Origin of the sequence: Halomonas sp. Ps84H-12, assembly GCF_024124725.1 — a bacterium.
Classification (GTDB): Bacteria; Pseudomonadota; Gammaproteobacteria; order Pseudomonadales; family Halomonadaceae; genus Vreelandella; species Vreelandella aquamarina.
The window spans coordinates 154,691-170,005 of record NZ_JAMXSJ010000003.1 but is presented as its reverse complement, the minus strand read 5'-3'; the positions used below and the strand labels follow the sequence as shown (position 1 = coordinate 170,005).

Sequence of the window (15,315 nt, the reverse complement as noted above, 5' to 3'; positions counted from 1 at the left end):
ACCATAGTGATAGGGGAAGCCAATATCTCTCGATCCGCTACACCGAGCGTATGGCTGACGAGGGTATCAATGCCTCAGTCGGCACCACCGGCGACTCCTACGACAATGCGCTGGCTGAAACCATCATCGGCTTGTTCAAAACGGAGGTGATCCATCATCGTGGCCCATGGAGGGGACTGGATGCCGTTGAGTATGCCACGCTGGAGTGGGTTGACTGGTTCAACAACCGCCGACTGCTGGAACCCATCGGAAACGTTCCACCAGCAGAACGAGAAAGGACGTATTATCATCAACTGGAAGAGTCGGGTGAAGCTGCCTGACTCAAACAAACCGGTCTCCGGAATAACCGGGGCGGTTCACTGGAGTCATCCCCCAGCGCTTCGGAGGGCGTGCCGCTCAGCGTGCACTTCGATATTACCGCGCAAAAGGTCGAGTTTTAGGCAGCGTATGTCGCCGTAATTACGTGCCAAAACGCCGGTGAAGCCAGCGGTTAATCTCATCCGATTCGTATAGCCAGGTGGCTTGACCTGCGTCATCGGTAATTTTTAGGCAGGGAACCTTTACTTTACCACCACCTTCCAGCAGGGCCTGCTTATGTGCAGGGTCTAGCTGTGCATCGCGAAGCTCAATATTCAGCCCCAGCCGGGCAATCTCTTTACGCACTTTGATACAGAAGGGGCACGTTCTGAACTGGTAGAGCGCAAGCTGTTGGCAAGCGGCGTCTACCTGAGCCTGCTCTTCTGGGGTGCGCTCTACGGCTTTTGGCGTGGATAGCTTCTCGGAGATCAGCATGACGGGGGCTAGCAGGACGCGAACGCCCCGAAAGAAGTAACGAATTAAGATGCGCATGGTTGTCTCCTCTCACTGCACTGCTTTACAGCGTATGCAGTGGACGGGTTGTTGGATGTCGAATAAGAAAAGGTGCGCGCATCCTGCAATAAATCGTCAGAATTGTCACTTTCTGAGCCTGTAATGCCATGTCGCGCGGGGAACGAGATGAGCAACACCGCGTGGCGTGCTAATCTCAGCGCTCGTTGATTGATGTGTTTAGTAAGTTCAATCGTTTGAAATGGTTAGGAAGGGAGCGCTTGGCCCATGCGTCTGCATATTATTGGCATCTGTGGCACCTTTATGGGGAGCCTTGCACTACTCGCACGGGAGTTAGGTCATGAAGTAAGCGGCTCCGATGCCAACGTATATCCACCGATGAGTACGCAGCTAGCTGAGGCTGGGATCACCCTGATGGAAGGCTATCAAGCAGCCAATCTCTCAGGCTCAATCGACTTGGTGGTCGTGGGTAATGCGCTCTCACGGGGCAATCCGGAGGTGGAGGCACTGCTCAATAGTGGCATGCGCTATACCTCAGGGGCGCAGTGGCTTGCAGACTATGTGTTGCCTGGCCGCAAAGTGATTGCTGTGGCGGGCACTCATGGCAAAACCACTACTGCCAGCTTGTTAGCTTGGCTATTAGAAAGTGCTGGGCTAAAGCCTGGCTTTCTGATTGGTGGCGTACCGCGTAATTTTGGCGTTTCGGCGCGCTTAGGCGACGAAAACGCCCCCTTTGTAGTAGAAGCCGATGAGTATGACACGGCCTTTTTTGATAAGCGCTCCAAGTTTGTTCACTACCGCCCGACGATTGCCGTACTCAATAACCTTGAGTTTGATCATGCTGATATTTTTCCTGACCTCGCCGCTATCGAGCGCCAGTTCCACCATTTAGTGCGTATCGTTCCCAGCCAAGGGCATTTATTAGTAGCCGATCAGCAGCCCGCACTGGAACGAGTGTTGAAGATGGGGGCGTGGTCACCGGTGGCCTATTTTGGAGCTGATGCAAACAGCCAGTGGCAGCTGCGCTTAGAACGTGCCGACGCTAGCCGTTTTCAGGTCTTGTATTTAGGCGAGCAAGGTGAAGAGGATGGCGTGGTGGAGTGGGCGTTAACCGGCGAACACAACGCGCGCAATGCACTGGCAGCGCTAGCGGCAGCACGACTGTGTGGCGTGAATTTGGTACGGGCGTGTGCCGCGCTGGCGCGATTTAAAACACCGCGCCGTCGGCAAGAGGTAAGGGGCGAGGTCAATGGCATTCAGGTGATCGATGATTTTGCCCATCATCCGACGGCCATTGCCGCCACGCTACAAGGTCTGCGCGCAGCCACGACCAAGGGGCGTTTGCTGGCAGTGATTGAACCACGCTCCAATACCATGCGTTTGGGTGCCCTGCGGGAGCGCTTAAATGACAGCGTGGCCGATGCGGATGCGGTGTTCTGGTTTCAGCCAGCGGGAGTGGCTTGGTCGATGGAATCGCTGGTAGAGACTCAAGGAGAGCGTGCCGCGCTGTTTAACGATATTGATGCGCTAGTAGAAGCAGTGGTCACTCAAGCGTCACCTCTAGATCGTATTGTGGTGATGTCTAATGGTGGTTTTGAGGGAGTGCACGAGCGGTTGTTAGATGCATTAACAGCGCGGGAGCAGTCGAAGTGACAAAGTTTAAACCTCCGGTAACAGTAGCGCTAACAGGTGCTTCAGGCGCTCAGTATGGCCTTCGCTTGATCGATGTGCTGGTCGAGGCGGGGCATGAAGTGTGGGTAATGATTTCCAAAGCGGCTCATATGGTGATTGCCACGGAAACGGATGTGTCACTCCCTGCCCAGCCGCAGCGATTGGTAGAGGCGCTCACAGAAAAAAGCGGTGCCCAACCAGGGCAAATTCGCTGTTTTGGTCGAGAAGACTGGATGGCGCCCGTGGCATCTGGGTCTGGTGCACCTTCGGCCATGGTAATTTGCCCCTGTTCAACGGGCACGCTCTCGGCAGTCGCTACCGGCGCCAGTAATAACTTGATTGAGCGCGCCGCTGATGTGGCCATTAAAGAGCGCCGTACGTTGGTGATGGTGCCACGCGAAAGCCCGTTTTCTCCCATTCATTTAGAGCACATGCTGGCGCTTAGCCGCCTGGGGGTGGTGATTTTGCCCGCCGCTCCAGGGTTTTATCACCGCCCTCAAAGCATGGAAGATCTGATCGACTTTATTGTTGCGCGCATACTCAATCAGTTGGGTATTGCCCACCGCCTGATGCCCCGCTGGGGCGAAGACGCCGCGGCCACCTCTCGCGATGCGCAAAACAAGGACGGTTCGTCATGATGTCATGGGCGACGCTCTCGGTCTTCATACCGACGTTTCTCTTCGTCTCGTTAACACCAGGCATGTGCATGACGCTGGCCATGGTGTTGGGCATGACGCAAGGCGTCAAACGCACGCTGTGGATGATGGTCGGGGAGCTGATCGGCGTCGGTTTCGTGGCGGCGGCGGCGGGGGCGGGCGTCGCTGCGTTGATGCTGCGCCAGCCCGAACTATTCATCGCCTTCAAGTGGGTGGGCGGTGCCTATTTGGCCTATTTGGGCATCATGATGTGGCGCTCACGGGGCCGTATGGCTATTCCTAGTGAGCTGGATACTGGCCCTGCCGCTGGGCGTCTTCAGCTTGCCACCCAAGGTTTGGTAACGGCCGTTGCCAACCCAAAGGGGTGGGCGTTTTTTATGGTGCTACTGCCGCCGTTTTTAGATGGCAGTCGGCCGCTTGCGCCGCAGCTCAGTATGCTAATTGCTGTCATTCTCACCATTGAGTTTGCCAGTATGTTGGTATACGCCACCGGCGGAAAAACGTTGCGTAAGCTGCTAGGTAAAAGCGGCAATGTGAGGCTGCTTAACCGCATCGCGGGCACATTGATGATTGGCGTAGGCATGTGGCTGGCATTGGGTTGAACGAGTCACTCCCTGCATGAATCCCCATGTTTAAACGGGCGGGAAAAAAGTAACACGTAGAATGATGAGTAGCAGTGACCCAAGCAGCAGCCCAATCCAGGGAAAAGATGGCAAAGGAGGGCGATAACGCCGTTGCCAATTAAGCTGAACAAGCGCACAGACGACCAGACCAAGCAGCACACCACCCATTAAGTCGCTGAGCCAGTGGACACCAATGATCAGACGCGAAAGTGCCATTGGGATCGTGATGGCAATGGCAAGCCAATATACCCACATCCGCCTTTGTCTCGGCATCTGTGACGCGACAAAGGCTGCTGTGATACCCACCACTACCACCCATGTGGAGGTATGTGCACTTGGGTAGGAAAACGACCCGACTAAATAGTCCGGTGTGTCAGGCCTAGCCCGCGCAAATACGGCTTTACCTAATGTGTTGAGTGCGCCAATACCTCCCAGCGCTAGCGCCCCATGGGCAAGTAGGTCAATACGTTTGACCAACAGCAACCAGAGTGCCCAAGGGGCGACGAGTGTAATAATCCCCGCTTTATCGCCCACCTCGGCAAGTAGCAGGCTGGCGTCTGTTAGCCAGGGAGTTGCCAGCCAGGAGAAGAGTCGCTGCGCCTGCAAGTCAATCAGCAAAGGGCCTGGATGCTGCATGACCATCAGTGTCCAGGCGGATGCTGCGGTAAGCGCTATGATGCATAAAAAGAGTGAGGCTAAAGGCACCTCGCCACTGCGACTCATAGCGAGCCACGGGCGGCGCATGGCGGGTATTCGGCGAGCAATACGTGCAATTGCAAAGTACACCCGCCCCTTGTGACCTACTTGCGCGCGGCCCCAGGAGAACATTACGGCCAGTGCCACGACGCTAACGGCCATCATCACCACGGCCATTTCAACATTGGCGGGCAGGTTGAGCTGCTGTTGCCAAGTGTGGCCCAGCAGGTAGCCGGGTAAAACGTATGCCGGTGCCCAAAGAGCAGCAGAAATTACGTTGGCTAAGAGAAAGGTGCGCGCTGGCATATGCATCATGCCCGCGATGAGCGGAATAATAGGGCGCACGGGTCCGACAAAGCGCCCAATAAACACCGAGTAGATACCATAACGCTCAAAAAAACGGGCGCCTCGGCCTAGCCATTCGGGATGAAGCGAAAGCGGCCAACGGGTCACCACGGTATCGCGGTGGCGATGGCCTAAAAAGTAGCTAAGCCCATCGCCTAACACAGCCCCTGCGAAGGCTGCGCCAATTAGCCACGGTAGCGCGACCATTTGATGCCCTGCCATAGAGGCAGCGGCAGTGATAAGCACAACGCCGGGCACCAGTAAGCCTACCAGCGCTAGAGATTCCATCATGGCAATCCCTAGCACCAGTAGGAGCAGCAGCGTAGGTGAAAGCGACAGAGATAACAGTGTGTCGGCGATAGACAAGGGCGATTCCGTCCGCAGATGGGTTACACGTTGGCAATAGCTTCGGCACGCGCTTCCAGGCGCTGTACATATCGCTCGAAGCTCTCTTTGCGAAGAGGCAGGCAGGTGGTAATGCGCGCTTCTAGCTGCCCAGTTTCCACTAGCACACGACGGGAAAGCGCTCTCTGTAAGCGCTCCCTAACAAGCAAGGCACCACTTTCACTGGTATCGGGTAGGACCAGCCAGAATGTCGCATTGCCAGCGCGACCCAGAATATCGTGATCACGGCAACGGCTATTGACCTCGCTGCACAGGGCACCCAATAAGGCGGTTTGCGCACGGTGACCAAACTGCTCTTCTGCCATATCCAACTGTGGTAAGTGAAGCACTAGGACTGCCAAGCGCTTATTGAGCATTGCTGCCCGTTGAAATTCATTATTGAGCCGCTCTTTCAGCGTATCAATATGGTAAGCATCACAGTCGCTATCGTTTGGGTCTGTGGCCCGCAGTAGCGCCCGACGGCGTGCATGTTCCCATGGGGGAAGGGCGAGCAGTAGCGTCAACGCCACATGACTAAGTGAAAAAGCAGTCGTCTCAAAAGGTGCTAGCCACCACCAGGCGGAAAGGCAAACCATATTCAGACTAAGCGCGCTCCAAAGCGGCAACAGTAAAAATGTGGCTGCAATGGGTAAGCCGAGCCATAGGGGCGCTGGGCTTGGCTGTGTATAGGTGGCGGTTAGCACAACAATATAGATGCTCGCCAATAACAGTATGCGCGGTATGCAGGGGCGAAACCCTTGGCCTAAATGCATCAGCAAACTGACCAATAACAGCATTGCCAAAAATAGCGGTATTAGCAGTTCGCGGTAGCTGCCCATCGCGTACAGCCACATCATGTAGCCCACCATGATGAACATACTGGCGCTATAGGCCGCAGTCATTAGTCGCTTGGGCAGTGGCTGCACTCTCATGCGGCCTCACTTAGCTGACGTTTCGGGTAGCGGCTTAGGGCTTCGATTGAGAGTGACGCCAGCTCGATCTCCATTAGGGGCTGGTGATAAATGGCGGCGCTGTCGGGTAGAACAGCACATAGGAGCTCGCGCCGTTTAGCGGCCTCTTTGGGCGTTCTCGATAATATAAGGGTGGCGAGTGTCGTGCCATTCAGTCGATAGACGTTTTCAAACTTATAAGTCAACTCGCAGAGTGTTTGGGCGACTGGCCAAAGTTGGTGCCGCTTTACTTGAATGACTAACACTTCGGCATGGATAGCTTCCCGCTCTGAGCGGGTTTGTTCTCGCAGTAAATCGCGTAAGAGCTGCTCGCCTGCCCATAGGTTTGCTCCTGGTACTAGCCTTAGGCGTTGGCGTATATCGCCATTCATATTAATTAACTGGTGAGTGCGTGAAAGGGCCAGTACGCTGAGTGTTGCCAGCGATAAAACCATTAGGAGCCACTCCGGTAGGCTCACCACGGGAGCGAGTAGTAAGCAGCTAAGCATGGCCGCGCATGCATTAAAAATGGCGGCCCAGCGATGTTGAGGCAGCATAAACACTGCTCCCCATGCCCAAATAAGCAGCGCATGCCGCTCAGGTGCGGCGGCAATTAACCCTAGTAGTAGCGTTCCAGCGAGCATCTGCCAGGACAGCCCAGGAGAGCGGCGATGGCTAAAATCCAGTACCAGCGCCGTAATAAAGAGCCAACCAACCGACAGCCAGAGTAACAGGGCAGCTGCTGGCGGTGCCATGGGCGTCCATAAAGCCAGCGCCACGGCAGCGGCGAGTAGACTGGCTCTTAGCAGGCTGATTTTGTATTTGCTTTGCATGGTGGCTTACTATTTACCTGATAGCGGTTGGCCTATTTAGCAGTCGCATAATGCATTGCTTGGCCTAGTCCTTTGAATCACTCAGTATAATGCCCAAATGGCGTAATATAAGCCCACTTCACTTAGCAACGCTGACCACAACACAGGGAGATAGTATGCGCGGTTCTGATGCATTCCAAGAAGACGCCCAACACCATTTGGCTGCCGGGGATGTGCCCGCGTATATGCAGGCCCTGGGGCAGGGCGCTCGGGCAGCGGCAAGCGCATTGCGACGTGCCAATACCCACATTAAGAATCAAGCGCTTGAGGCAATGGCGCAACGTGTGGCGGCGGCACGCAGTGATATTCTGCAGGCCAATGCCGAGGACATGCAGCGTGGGCGTGACAATGGGCTAGACAATGCACTGCTAGACCGGCTGGCCCTGAATGACCAGCGCATTGACGCGATGATTGAAGGTCTTCGCCAAGTGGCAGCGCTACCCGATCCGGTGGGTGAGATTGACGGCATGAGCTACCGCCCCAGCGGCATTCAGGTTGGCAAAATGCGCGTTCCGTTGGGAGTTATCGGCATTATTTATGAGTCACGCCCCAATGTAACGATCGAAGCGGCCAGCCTGTGTCTTAAATCGGGCAACGCTTGCGTGCTACGCGGTGGCTCCGAAGCCAGCGCCTCTAATGCAGCGCTTAGCCGCTGCCTTCAGGCAGGGCTAGCCGATGCGGGCCTGCCAGCGGGCAGTGTGCAGGTAGTGGCCACTACCGACCGTGCGGCCGTAGGTGAAATGATCAGTATGCCTGCCTATATTGATGTGATTATTCCTCGCGGCGGTAAGTCGCTGATTGAGCGCATTTCCCGCGAAGCTAAAGTACCGGTTATCAAACATTTGGACGGCGTATGCCACGTCTATATTGATACCACCGCCGATCCCGCTAAAGCGCTGGCGATTGCCGTTAATGCCAAAACGCACCGCTATGGCACCTGCAACACCATGGAGACGCTGCTGGTGGATGCTCCCGTTGCCGATATTTTGCTGCCGGAGCTGGCCCGGGCCTATGCAGAACATCAGCTAGAGCTGCGTGGCTGTGAGCGCACGCGCGCGTTACTTCCCCAAGCCACTTTGGCTACAGAGGACGATTGGCATGCGGAGTATTTGGCGCCGATCCTCGCCATTAAAGTGGTCGATGGAATGGAAGAGGCGATTGAGCATATTGAGCGCTACGGCTCGCACCATACCGACGCGATTGTGACTCAAGACTACTCGCTGGCGCGGCGTTTTATGGCCGAAGTGGACTCAAGCTCAGTGGTAGTGAATGCCTCTACCCGTTTTGCGGATGGCTTTGAGTATGGGTTAGGGGCAGAAATCGGTATCTCCACTGATAAGCTTCACGCCCGTGGTCCGGTGGGGCTTGAAGGCTTAACGACTCAAAAATATATCGTATTGGGTGACGGCCAGGTTAGACAATGAGTGACACGCCCAGCATCGCCGGGCCAATGCGGGTAGGTATGCTCGGGGGGACATTTGACCCCATTCACAACGGCCATCTGCGCAGTGCTGTAGAAGTGCGCGAGGTGTTAGGCCTCAATACGCTGCATATGGTGCCCGCGCCGCAGCCGCCCCTGCGAGATACACCGCAGGTGTCGGCTGCCCAGCGCTTAGCCCTCTTAAAAGCGGGCATTGGCGATACGCCAGGGCTGTTAGCGGATGATCGAGAGCTTCAGCGCGACGGCCCCTCATACAGCGTGGATACGCTGGCGGAACTCCGCCAGCAGTATGGTGACGATGTACCGTTAGTCATGGTGATCGGCTTCGATGCCTTTTTACGTTTGGCGAAGTGGGACCGTGCAGAGCAGCTTTTCGAGTTGGCCCACCTAGTGGTCATTGCCCGCCCAGGTTATCAATCTTCTTGGCCCTCAGCATTGAAGGAACTGGTCGGCAATCGAGAAGTCGATAGTGTCGATGTATTAATGCAGCGCACGAGAGGCGGAATGTTGATGCTTGAGCTGCCGTCTTTAATGGCGATATCTGCCACTTATATTCGGGAGCGGCTGCAGGCGGGTAAAAGCGTGAGCTACTTACTACCAGAAGCGGTAGAACAGGCTATTTTTTATCAAGGGCTTTATCAGTCCGATGAATAGCGCTGGCAGTCGTGAAAGAAGCCGTTACAATGGCCCGCTTACAGGCTGATGCCACTCGAAATACCGACGTTAGTAACGACACTCGATACCACCACTCGATACCACCACAAGGGGTTGCCTTCAGGAGTCATGCACATCGATACACTGAAAAACCTAGCGATTGACTCGCTAGAAGAGCTTAAAGCACGCGATATTACTCAACTCGACGTTGCGAAATTAACCGAAGTTACCGATCTGATGCTGATTGCCAGTGGTACTTCTACCCGCCACGTGGCCGCACTGGCCCAGAACGTTGTCGAAAAAGCCAAGGCATCCGGCCTTCACCCTCGCGGTGTTGAAGGTGGCGATAATGCCGACTGGGTGCTGGTCGACCTGGGCGATGTGGTGGTTCACATTATGCTTCCAGAAGCCCGTGCGCTGTATGACCTGGAGCGCCTTTGGGCAGATCTGCCTAGCGACGCTGGCGCGATTAGTGAATCGCTGAAGCAGTTTGAAGAGCGAGCCACGATGTCATGAGGATTCGGCTGTTAGCGGTGGGTACAAAAATGCCTGCATGGGTGGAACAAGGCGTTGAGACCTACCGCAAGCGGCTCCCTCGGGATTTCACGCTGGAAATTGAAGAAATACCGCTCGGCCAGCGTGGCAAAAATGCCGATATCGCTAAAGCCCGCGCGCAAGAAGCGCAGCGAATTCGTGAAAAGCTGCGTGGCGATGAAATCGTGGTGGCGCTGGAGGTAAAGGGCAAACCCTGGACCACCGAACAGTTGGCGCAGGAAGCGGATGGCTGGCGCATGGAAGGGCGTGATGTGGTGCTGTTGGTGGGTGGCCCGGACGGCTTAGAGCCTGCGCTTTCCGCTATGGCTGATAAAGCTTGGTCACTTTCGCCGCTAACGCTACCTCACCCACTCGTGCGAATTATGTTGGCAGAGCAGCTTTATCGCGCCTGGACACTGCTAGTGGGCCACCCCTATCACCGCTAGTGAGCAACACAGAGTTAATCACTAGCCGTTATGTTGCATTTATTCCCCACTGGGGCCGCCGCTTTTATTGTTTGATTTGAGAGTCATCTGTTGCCATGCCCCAGCGCCGTGACACGCTAAAAAATCCTGAGCAAGAGCTGCGTATTTTCCGTGTCAGGGCGCTGCTTGCTGTCTTGGTAGTGATTGTGTTGACGAGCTTGCTGGTAGGCCGCCTTGGCTATTTGCAAATCGTTCAACACGATTTATACAGCACGCGCTCCGAGAAGAACCGGGTACGCGTCGAGCCTCTGCCGCCTAACCGCGGGCTTATCTATGATCGTAACGGTGCGCTGCTGGCGGAAAACCGTCCTACCTACAACCTTACCCTGGTGCGTGAGCGCGTCGATGATCTAGACGACACTCTGGCCCTGCTCGTCGATTTATTAGAGCTGCCTGAGGAAGAGATAGAGGCATTTCAGGTGCGCTCGCGGCAGCGTCAGCGTCCTTTTCAACCTGCACTGCTGATGAGTGACTTAAGCGAAGAGCAGATTGCGCGACTGGCCGTTAACCGCCACCTGCTGCCTGGTGTTGAAGTTGAAGCCCAGCTGTTGCGCTACTATCCCGATGCTGAAGTCATGGCTCATGCGCTGGGGTATGTGGGACGTATTAACGCCGAAGAGCTACAGGACTTAGACCCAGGCCGCTACGCGGGCACGCACTTTATTGGCAAGACCGGTGTCGAGCGTTTTTACGAAACCGAGCTACATGGAGAGGCGGGCCTACGCAAGGTAGAGACCAACGCCCGTGGTCGCGTGCTTCGCGAGCTTGGCCGTACTGACCCGGTGCCCGGCGCTAACTTAACGCTTACTCTCGACCGTTCCCTGCAGATGCTGGCTTATGAGCTTTTGGATGGTCGGCGTGGCTCTATTGTGGCTATTGTGCCAAATACTGGTGAGATTCTGGCGATGGTGTCGACCCCGGGGTTTGATAGCAACCAGTTTGTGACCGGGATCGACGTAGCCTCTTATCGAGCACTGCAGGAAGATATCGACCTCCCACTGTTTAACCGTGCCATTCGAGGACACTACCCGCCAGGCTCCACCATCAAGCCGTTTCTGGCCCTGGCAGGTTTGGTGGAAGGGGTCATTACCCCCGACAGCACCATTAATGACCCCGGCTTTTATCAGCTACCAAACGACTCCCGACGCTACCGTAACTGGCTGCGCTGGGGGCATGGCCGTGTCGATATGGAGCGCTCGATAGCGGTCTCCAACAACACCTACTACTACACGCTGGCTCATGACCTCGGCATTGATAAGCTCCATGAGCGTATGAGCAACTTTGGTTTTGGCCAGCGCGTTGCCCACGATGTGCAGGGGGAAAGCACTGGACTCATGCCCTCCCGAGACTGGAAGCGAGCACGTTTCAACCAGCCCTGGTACCCCGGTGAAACGCTATCGGTGGGGATTGGCCAAGGCTACTGGCAGGTCACACCTCTGCAATTGGCCAGCGCCACTGCCGCGTTGGCAAACCGTGGGCACTGGGTGAAGCCTCGCCTTGCCCTGCGTATTGGTGAAGAGCCAGTGCCCGCAGAACTACCCGATACGCTCCCCGATATTCAGCTGGCCAACGATAACTGGTGGGATCGGGTATATAGCGGTATGGAAAAAGTGCTCAGTGGCAGCGAGGGTACGGCGCGTCGAACTGGGGTAGGGCTCGAGTATCGCATGGGGGGCAAGTCAGGCACGGCCCAGGTGTTCTCGCTCGGCCAGGATCAGCGTTACAATGCGGAGGAGTTAGAGGAGCGGCTACGAGACCACGCGCTCTTTATGGCTTTTGCGCCCATTGAAGAACCGAAAATTGCGGTATCGGTCATCGTTGAAAACGCGGGGGGTGGCAGCACTCATGCCGCGCATTTGGCGCGGGCGATGACGGATGCTTGGCTGCTCGAAGATGAGGCCCCCGAGGCCGAGGAAGTCAAAGAGGTGTTAGAGGAAGATACCGCCAACGTGGAGGGTAACTAGCGATGCCTTGGCAACTGATTACCCGCTCGCTGCGCCGTTATCCGGTACGCCCGCCTGATAGCGGTATTGCCCGTCGCAAAAGTATTTGGGAGCGTATCCACCTCGACCCTTGGCTGCTAGGGATGCTGTTGGTGTTGATGGGTGGCGGTTTGGTGGTGCTTTACAGCGCTTCCGGGCAGCGTATCGACACCGTGATTGCCCAAGCCATACGCTTTGGTATTGCGCTTTCTGGCATGGTGATTATTGCACAATTTTCCCCTTCAACTTTTTTACGCTGGGCCCCGCTGGCTTACGGTGCTGGGCTAGCGATGCTGTTGGCGGTTGAAGTTGTCGGCGATGTAGGTATGGGCGCCAAGCGTTGGCTGGAAATTCCGGGGGTTATCCGTTTTCAGCCCTCTGAGATGATGAAGTTAGCCGTACCGCTCATGGTGGCCGCTTACTTAAATCGCTGCCAGTTGCCGCCTAGGCTGCGTGATATTGTGGTGTGTGCGGTGATTATCGGCGTGCCCGTGGTGCTCACGGCTATCCAGCCTGACCTTGGGACATCGCTGCTGGTGGCTAGTGCTGCGGTGATTGTGGTGCTTCTGGCTGGGCTCTCTTGGAAGCTCATTGGCTTGGTCGCGGCCCTGGGCGCGGCGGGCCTGCCGGTACTATGGATGAACATGCACAACTACCAGCGCCAGCGGGTACTGACATTTTTAGACCCTGATAGCGACCCGTTGGGCTCAGGGTGGAACATTATTCAATCCACCACGGCTATTGGCAGCGGCGGGCTGTGGGGAAAGGGGTGGTTGGAAGGAACGCAGTCTCAGCTTGAGTTCCTGCCAGAGCGACATACCGACTTTATTATTGCTGTACTTGGTGAGGAGTTCGGCCTGGTGGGTATGCTCTTGCTGCTAACACTATATATCATGATTGTAGGCCGCGGCTTATGGCTGGCATCGTCATCCCAGGATACCTTTGGGCGGCTGTTTGCGGGCAGTATTATCTTGACGTTTTTTATCTATGTATTTGTCAATGTGGGTATGGTGAGCGGCATTTTGCCGGTGGTGGGCGTGCCGCTGCCACTGGTCAGTTATGGCGGCACCTCTAGCGTGACCTTGTTAGCGGGGTTCGGTATTCTCATGTCCATACACGCCCATCGGCGGTTACTGCCACGCTGACGGTCAAGGTCGTGGCAGTATGAATTCACAGGAGTGGTGAGCAAATGAACAGGGCGCGAAGTCAAGCGAGTGGCTATGCCATTGCCATGCTAGTAGCGTGTTCGGCCCCAGCGGTCGTCGCTGAGGAAACGGTCAGTTTCGATCCGCAGCATAATCCGCAAACCCAGCAACTGGCTGACGAGCTGGCCGAGCAGGGCGTGCCAAATGCGTGGCTGGAGCAAGCGCTGGCTCAGGCAAGCTATCGACAGGAAGTGTTGGATGCCATGGCAGGCGCGGCCGAGCGTCGGCTGCGCTGGTTCGAGTATCGCGATATTTTTCTAACCGAGCAGCGTATCGACGAAGGGGTTGCGTTCATGAAGGCCCATGCCGATGCGCTGGCGCGTGCCGAGTCGGAATACGGCGTGCCGCCGGAAGTGATTACCGCCATCATGGGTGTAGAGACCTACTACGGTCGCCACAAAGGGCGTCATAAAGTGTTGGACTCTCTCGCCACGCTGGCATTTCACCACCCGGTACGCGGCGATTTCTTTCGCGGCGAGCTAGCGGCCTTTTTGACCATCGCCTATCAGCAAGAGGTGGCACCCGAGTCGCTCTACGGCTCCTATGCAGGGGCCATGGGCTACCCTCAATTCATACCTACCAGCTATCAAGCGTACGCCGTCGATTTTGACGGTGACGCGAAGCGCGATTTGTGGAATAACCCAGTCGATGCGATTGGTAGCGTTGCCAATTACTTCGCCGAGCATGGTTGGCAACGAGGCGGCGCGATTTACCATGAAGCCGAAGGCCCTGAAGAGCTCCCTGAAGCGCTGAGCTTCAATCAGACGGTGCGCCCAAGCACGACGGCTGCCGAAGCCGCTGAGCAGGGTGTGGTGACGGAAACTTCCTTAACGCCCGATACGCCAGTGGTGCCACTGGTGCTGGAGTATGCCGATGGCCAGGAAAGCTACCGGCTGGGTGAGTACAATTTCTATGTGATTACCCGCTATAACCATAGCCACCTCTACGCCATGGCAGTCGCCGAACTGGCAGAGGCTATCAAGCAGCAAGCTGAGGCTGAGCATGACTAAACTGCGAATCAATATGCGCTACCTAAGCGGCTCGCTGCTGTTAGCTGCCTTGGTGAGCGGGTGTGCCAGCCAAGCGCCGCAGCGTGCAGGCGGAGAGGTAGGTGCTTCAAGCTCCGCGCCTGCTGCTCCGGCGGCTGCCAGTGGCGAGCGCTATGCGATGACTGGCGATGCTTACCCGGTTGCGCCGCCGGATGTCAGCACCGTACCCGATGCCGAGCCGCGAATCGAAGCGCCTTCCCGGGCGGGCAACCGTTCCACCTATGAAGTGTGGGGCGAAACCTATCACGTGCTGCCCGACTCACGCGGCTATGCGCGCCAGGGTACGGCGTCTTGGTATGGTGAAAAATTCCACGGCTACGCCACGTCCAACGGTGAGATTTACGACATGTACAAAATGTCGGCAGCTCACCGCTCGCTCCCGCTGCCCACCTTTGCCAGGGTCACCAGTTTGAACAACGGACGCTCGGTGATCGTTCGCGTCAATGACCGCGGCCCGTTCCATAGCGATCGTGAAATCGACCTCTCTTATGCGGCGGCAGCACGCTTGGGGATTCTCGAAAACGGAACCGGGCCCGTGCGCGTCGAGGCGATCGACCCTGCTCAGTGGTTAGCCGAGCGTGGTCGAGGGGGCAGCGTTTCGTCCCCCCAAGCCACATCGGCGGCCCCCGCCGCTGCGGCTTCCACACCTGTTTCTGAGACTCGGCCTGTTAGGGCAGCGTCAGCCGAGCCGAGCAGTGGTCATGCCGTCTATTTGCAGGTGGCTGCGCTGGGGAGTGCCGAAGGAGCGCAGCAGCTACAGCAGCGGCTGTCGGATGAGTTACCCCGCGGCGTTCGAGTGCAAAGTGAGACCGACGTTCACCGCGTTCAGGTCGGCCCCGTCAGTCCCAGTCAAGAGACACAGGCTCGTGAAGAACTTCGTCGCGCAGGCTTTCCTCAAGTATTTGTCGTGAGATAATCGCTCTCTACATGTGCCCAAGTG

At 56.4% G+C, this 15,315-nt stretch carries 16 protein-coding genes; 12 read left to right on the top strand and 4 right to left on the bottom strand.

Going from position 1 to position 15,315, the window contains the following annotated elements; genetic code table 11:
- On the top strand, positions 1 to 320 hold a 320-nt coding region (locus tag NH344_RS02605), incomplete at its 5' end, for an integrase core domain-containing protein (protein ID WP_253027505.1).
- A gap of 139 nt (positions 321 to 459) precedes the next feature.
- Here NH344_RS02605 and NH344_RS02600 read toward each other — a convergent pair.
- The gene (locus NH344_RS02600) at positions 460 to 849 is read right to left on the bottom strand and encodes a glutaredoxin (protein WP_044628094.1); all 390 of its coding nucleotides are present in this window, start codon (positions 847 to 849) and stop codon (positions 460 to 462) included.
- Between the two features lie 246 nt (positions 850 to 1,095).
- Between NH344_RS02600 and mpl the strand changes: the two genes are divergently transcribed.
- The 3 genes from mpl to NH344_RS02585 are packed head-to-tail and all read left to right on the top strand — an operon-like array spanning position 1,096 to position 3,757.
- On the top strand, positions 1,096 to 2,481 hold the full coding sequence (gene mpl, locus NH344_RS02595; protein WP_058577807.1) for a UDP-N-acetylmuramate:L-alanyl-gamma-D-glutamyl-meso-diaminopimelate ligase: 1,386 nt from the start codon (positions 1,096 to 1,098) through the stop codon (positions 2,479 to 2,481).
- Entirely contained in the window at positions 2,478 to 3,137 is a 660-nt protein-coding gene (locus tag NH344_RS02590) for a flavin prenyltransferase UbiX (protein WP_253027504.1), read from the top strand. Before mpl ends, NH344_RS02590 begins: the two co-directional genes overlap by 4 nt.
- On the top strand, positions 3,134 to 3,757 hold the full coding sequence (locus NH344_RS02585) for a LysE family translocator (protein WP_170968101.1): 624 nt from the start codon (positions 3,134 to 3,136) through the stop codon (positions 3,755 to 3,757). Before NH344_RS02590 ends, NH344_RS02585 begins: the two co-directional genes overlap by 4 nt.
- Before the next feature lie 30 nt (positions 3,758 to 3,787).
- Here NH344_RS02585 and NH344_RS02580 read toward each other — a convergent pair whose 3' ends face one another.
- The 3 genes from NH344_RS02580 to NH344_RS02570 are packed head-to-tail and all read right to left on the bottom strand — an operon-like array spanning position 3,788 to position 6,986.
- On the bottom strand, positions 3,788 to 5,185 hold the full coding sequence (locus tag NH344_RS02580) for a bifunctional DedA family/phosphatase PAP2 family protein (protein WP_253027503.1): 1,398 nt from the start codon (positions 5,183 to 5,185) through the stop codon (positions 3,788 to 3,790).
- 23 nt (positions 5,186 to 5,208) lie between these two features.
- Positions 5,209 to 6,135, bottom strand: coding sequence for a diguanylate cyclase (locus NH344_RS02575; RefSeq protein WP_253027502.1), 927 nt, complete (start codon positions 6,133 to 6,135; stop codon positions 5,209 to 5,211).
- Entirely contained in the window at positions 6,132 to 6,986 is an 855-nt protein-coding gene (locus NH344_RS02570; protein WP_253027501.1) for a hypothetical protein, read from the bottom strand. The genes NH344_RS02575 and NH344_RS02570 overlap by 4 nt, the downstream gene beginning before the upstream one ends.
- Positions 6,987 to 7,141: 155 nt before the next feature.
- Here NH344_RS02570 and NH344_RS02565 point away from each other — a divergent pair, with 155 nt between their 5' ends.
- From NH344_RS02565 to NH344_RS02530, 8 genes are all read left to right on the top strand, one after another.
- Positions 7,142 to 8,449 (top strand): glutamate-5-semialdehyde dehydrogenase, encoded by a 1,308-nt coding sequence (locus NH344_RS02565; RefSeq protein WP_253027500.1) that lies wholly within the window; start codon positions 7,142 to 7,144, stop codon positions 8,447 to 8,449.
- Positions 8,446 to 9,120 carry a nicotinate-nucleotide adenylyltransferase gene (nadD, locus tag NH344_RS02560; protein ID WP_253027499.1) on the top strand — a complete coding sequence of 225 codons (675 nt, stop codon included), beginning with the start codon at positions 8,446 to 8,448 and terminating at the stop codon, positions 9,118 to 9,120. Before NH344_RS02565 ends, nadD begins: the two co-directional genes overlap by 4 nt.
- A gap of 129 nt (positions 9,121 to 9,249) precedes the next feature.
- Complete coding sequence (gene rsfS / locus NH344_RS02555; protein WP_044628086.1) at positions 9,250 to 9,636, top strand: ribosome silencing factor; 387 nt, start codon at positions 9,250 to 9,252, stop codon at positions 9,634 to 9,636.
- Positions 9,633 to 10,100: a 23S rRNA (pseudouridine(1915)-N(3))-methyltransferase RlmH gene (rlmH, locus tag NH344_RS02550; RefSeq protein ID WP_044628085.1), complete on the top strand. Its 468-nt coding sequence runs from the start codon at positions 9,633 to 9,635 to the stop codon at positions 10,098 to 10,100. The genes rsfS and rlmH overlap by 4 nt, the downstream gene beginning before the upstream one ends.
- Before the next feature lie 95 nt (positions 10,101 to 10,195).
- Positions 10,196 to 12,103 (top strand): penicillin-binding protein 2, encoded by a 1,908-nt coding sequence (mrdA, locus tag NH344_RS02545; RefSeq protein ID WP_058577800.1) that lies wholly within the window; start codon positions 10,196 to 10,198, stop codon positions 12,101 to 12,103.
- Between the two features lie 2 nt (positions 12,104 to 12,105).
- The gene (gene rodA / locus NH344_RS02540) at positions 12,106 to 13,266 is read left to right on the top strand and encodes a rod shape-determining protein RodA (RefSeq protein WP_058577799.1); all 1,161 of its coding nucleotides are present in this window, start codon (positions 12,106 to 12,108) and stop codon (positions 13,264 to 13,266) included.
- Positions 13,267 to 13,310: 44 nt separating this feature from the next.
- A complete protein-coding gene (mltB, locus tag NH344_RS02535) occupies positions 13,311 to 14,336 on the top strand; it encodes a lytic murein transglycosylase B (RefSeq protein ID WP_172514419.1) in 1,026 nt (341 codons plus the stop codon).
- A complete protein-coding gene (locus NH344_RS02530; RefSeq protein ID WP_044628081.1) occupies positions 14,329 to 15,291 on the top strand; it encodes a septal ring lytic transglycosylase RlpA family protein in 963 nt (320 codons plus the stop codon). Before mltB ends, NH344_RS02530 begins: the two co-directional genes overlap by 8 nt.
- Positions 15,292 to 15,315 lie beyond the last annotated feature (24 nt).

Coding starts and splice junctions, on each gene's coding strand:
- NH344_RS02565 (WP_253027500.1), top strand. CDS start 7,142: ATGCGCGGTTCTGATGCATTCCAAGAAGACGCCCAACACCATTTGGCT.
- rlmH (WP_044628085.1), top strand. CDS start 9,633: ATGAGGATTCGGCTGTTAGCGGTGGGTACAAAAATGCCTGCATGGGTG.
- mpl (WP_058577807.1), top strand. CDS start 1,096: ATGCGTCTGCATATTATTGGCATCTGTGGCACCTTTATGGGGAGCCTT.
- NH344_RS02530 (WP_044628081.1), top strand. CDS start 14,329: ATGACTAAACTGCGAATCAATATGCGCTACCTAAGCGGCTCGCTGCTG.
- rodA (WP_058577799.1), top strand. CDS start 12,106: ATGCCTTGGCAACTGATTACCCGCTCGCTGCGCCGTTATCCGGTACGC.
- NH344_RS02570 (WP_253027501.1), bottom strand. CDS start 6,986: ATGCAAAGCAAATACAAAATCAGCCTGCTAAGAGCCAGTCTACTCGCC.
- NH344_RS02575 (WP_253027502.1), bottom strand. CDS start 6,135: ATGAGAGTGCAGCCACTGCCCAAGCGACTAATGACTGCGGCCTATAGC.
- mrdA (WP_058577800.1), top strand. CDS start 10,196: ATGCCCCAGCGCCGTGACACGCTAAAAAATCCTGAGCAAGAGCTGCGT.
- NH344_RS02600 (WP_044628094.1), bottom strand. CDS start 849: ATGCGCATCTTAATTCGTTACTTCTTTCGGGGCGTTCGCGTCCTGCTA.
- rsfS (WP_044628086.1), top strand. CDS start 9,250: ATGCACATCGATACACTGAAAAACCTAGCGATTGACTCGCTAGAAGAG.
- mltB (WP_172514419.1), top strand. CDS start 13,311: ATGAACAGGGCGCGAAGTCAAGCGAGTGGCTATGCCATTGCCATGCTA.
- NH344_RS02585 (WP_170968101.1), top strand. CDS start 3,134: ATGATGTCATGGGCGACGCTCTCGGTCTTCATACCGACGTTTCTCTTC.
- nadD (WP_253027499.1), top strand. CDS start 8,446: ATGAGTGACACGCCCAGCATCGCCGGGCCAATGCGGGTAGGTATGCTC.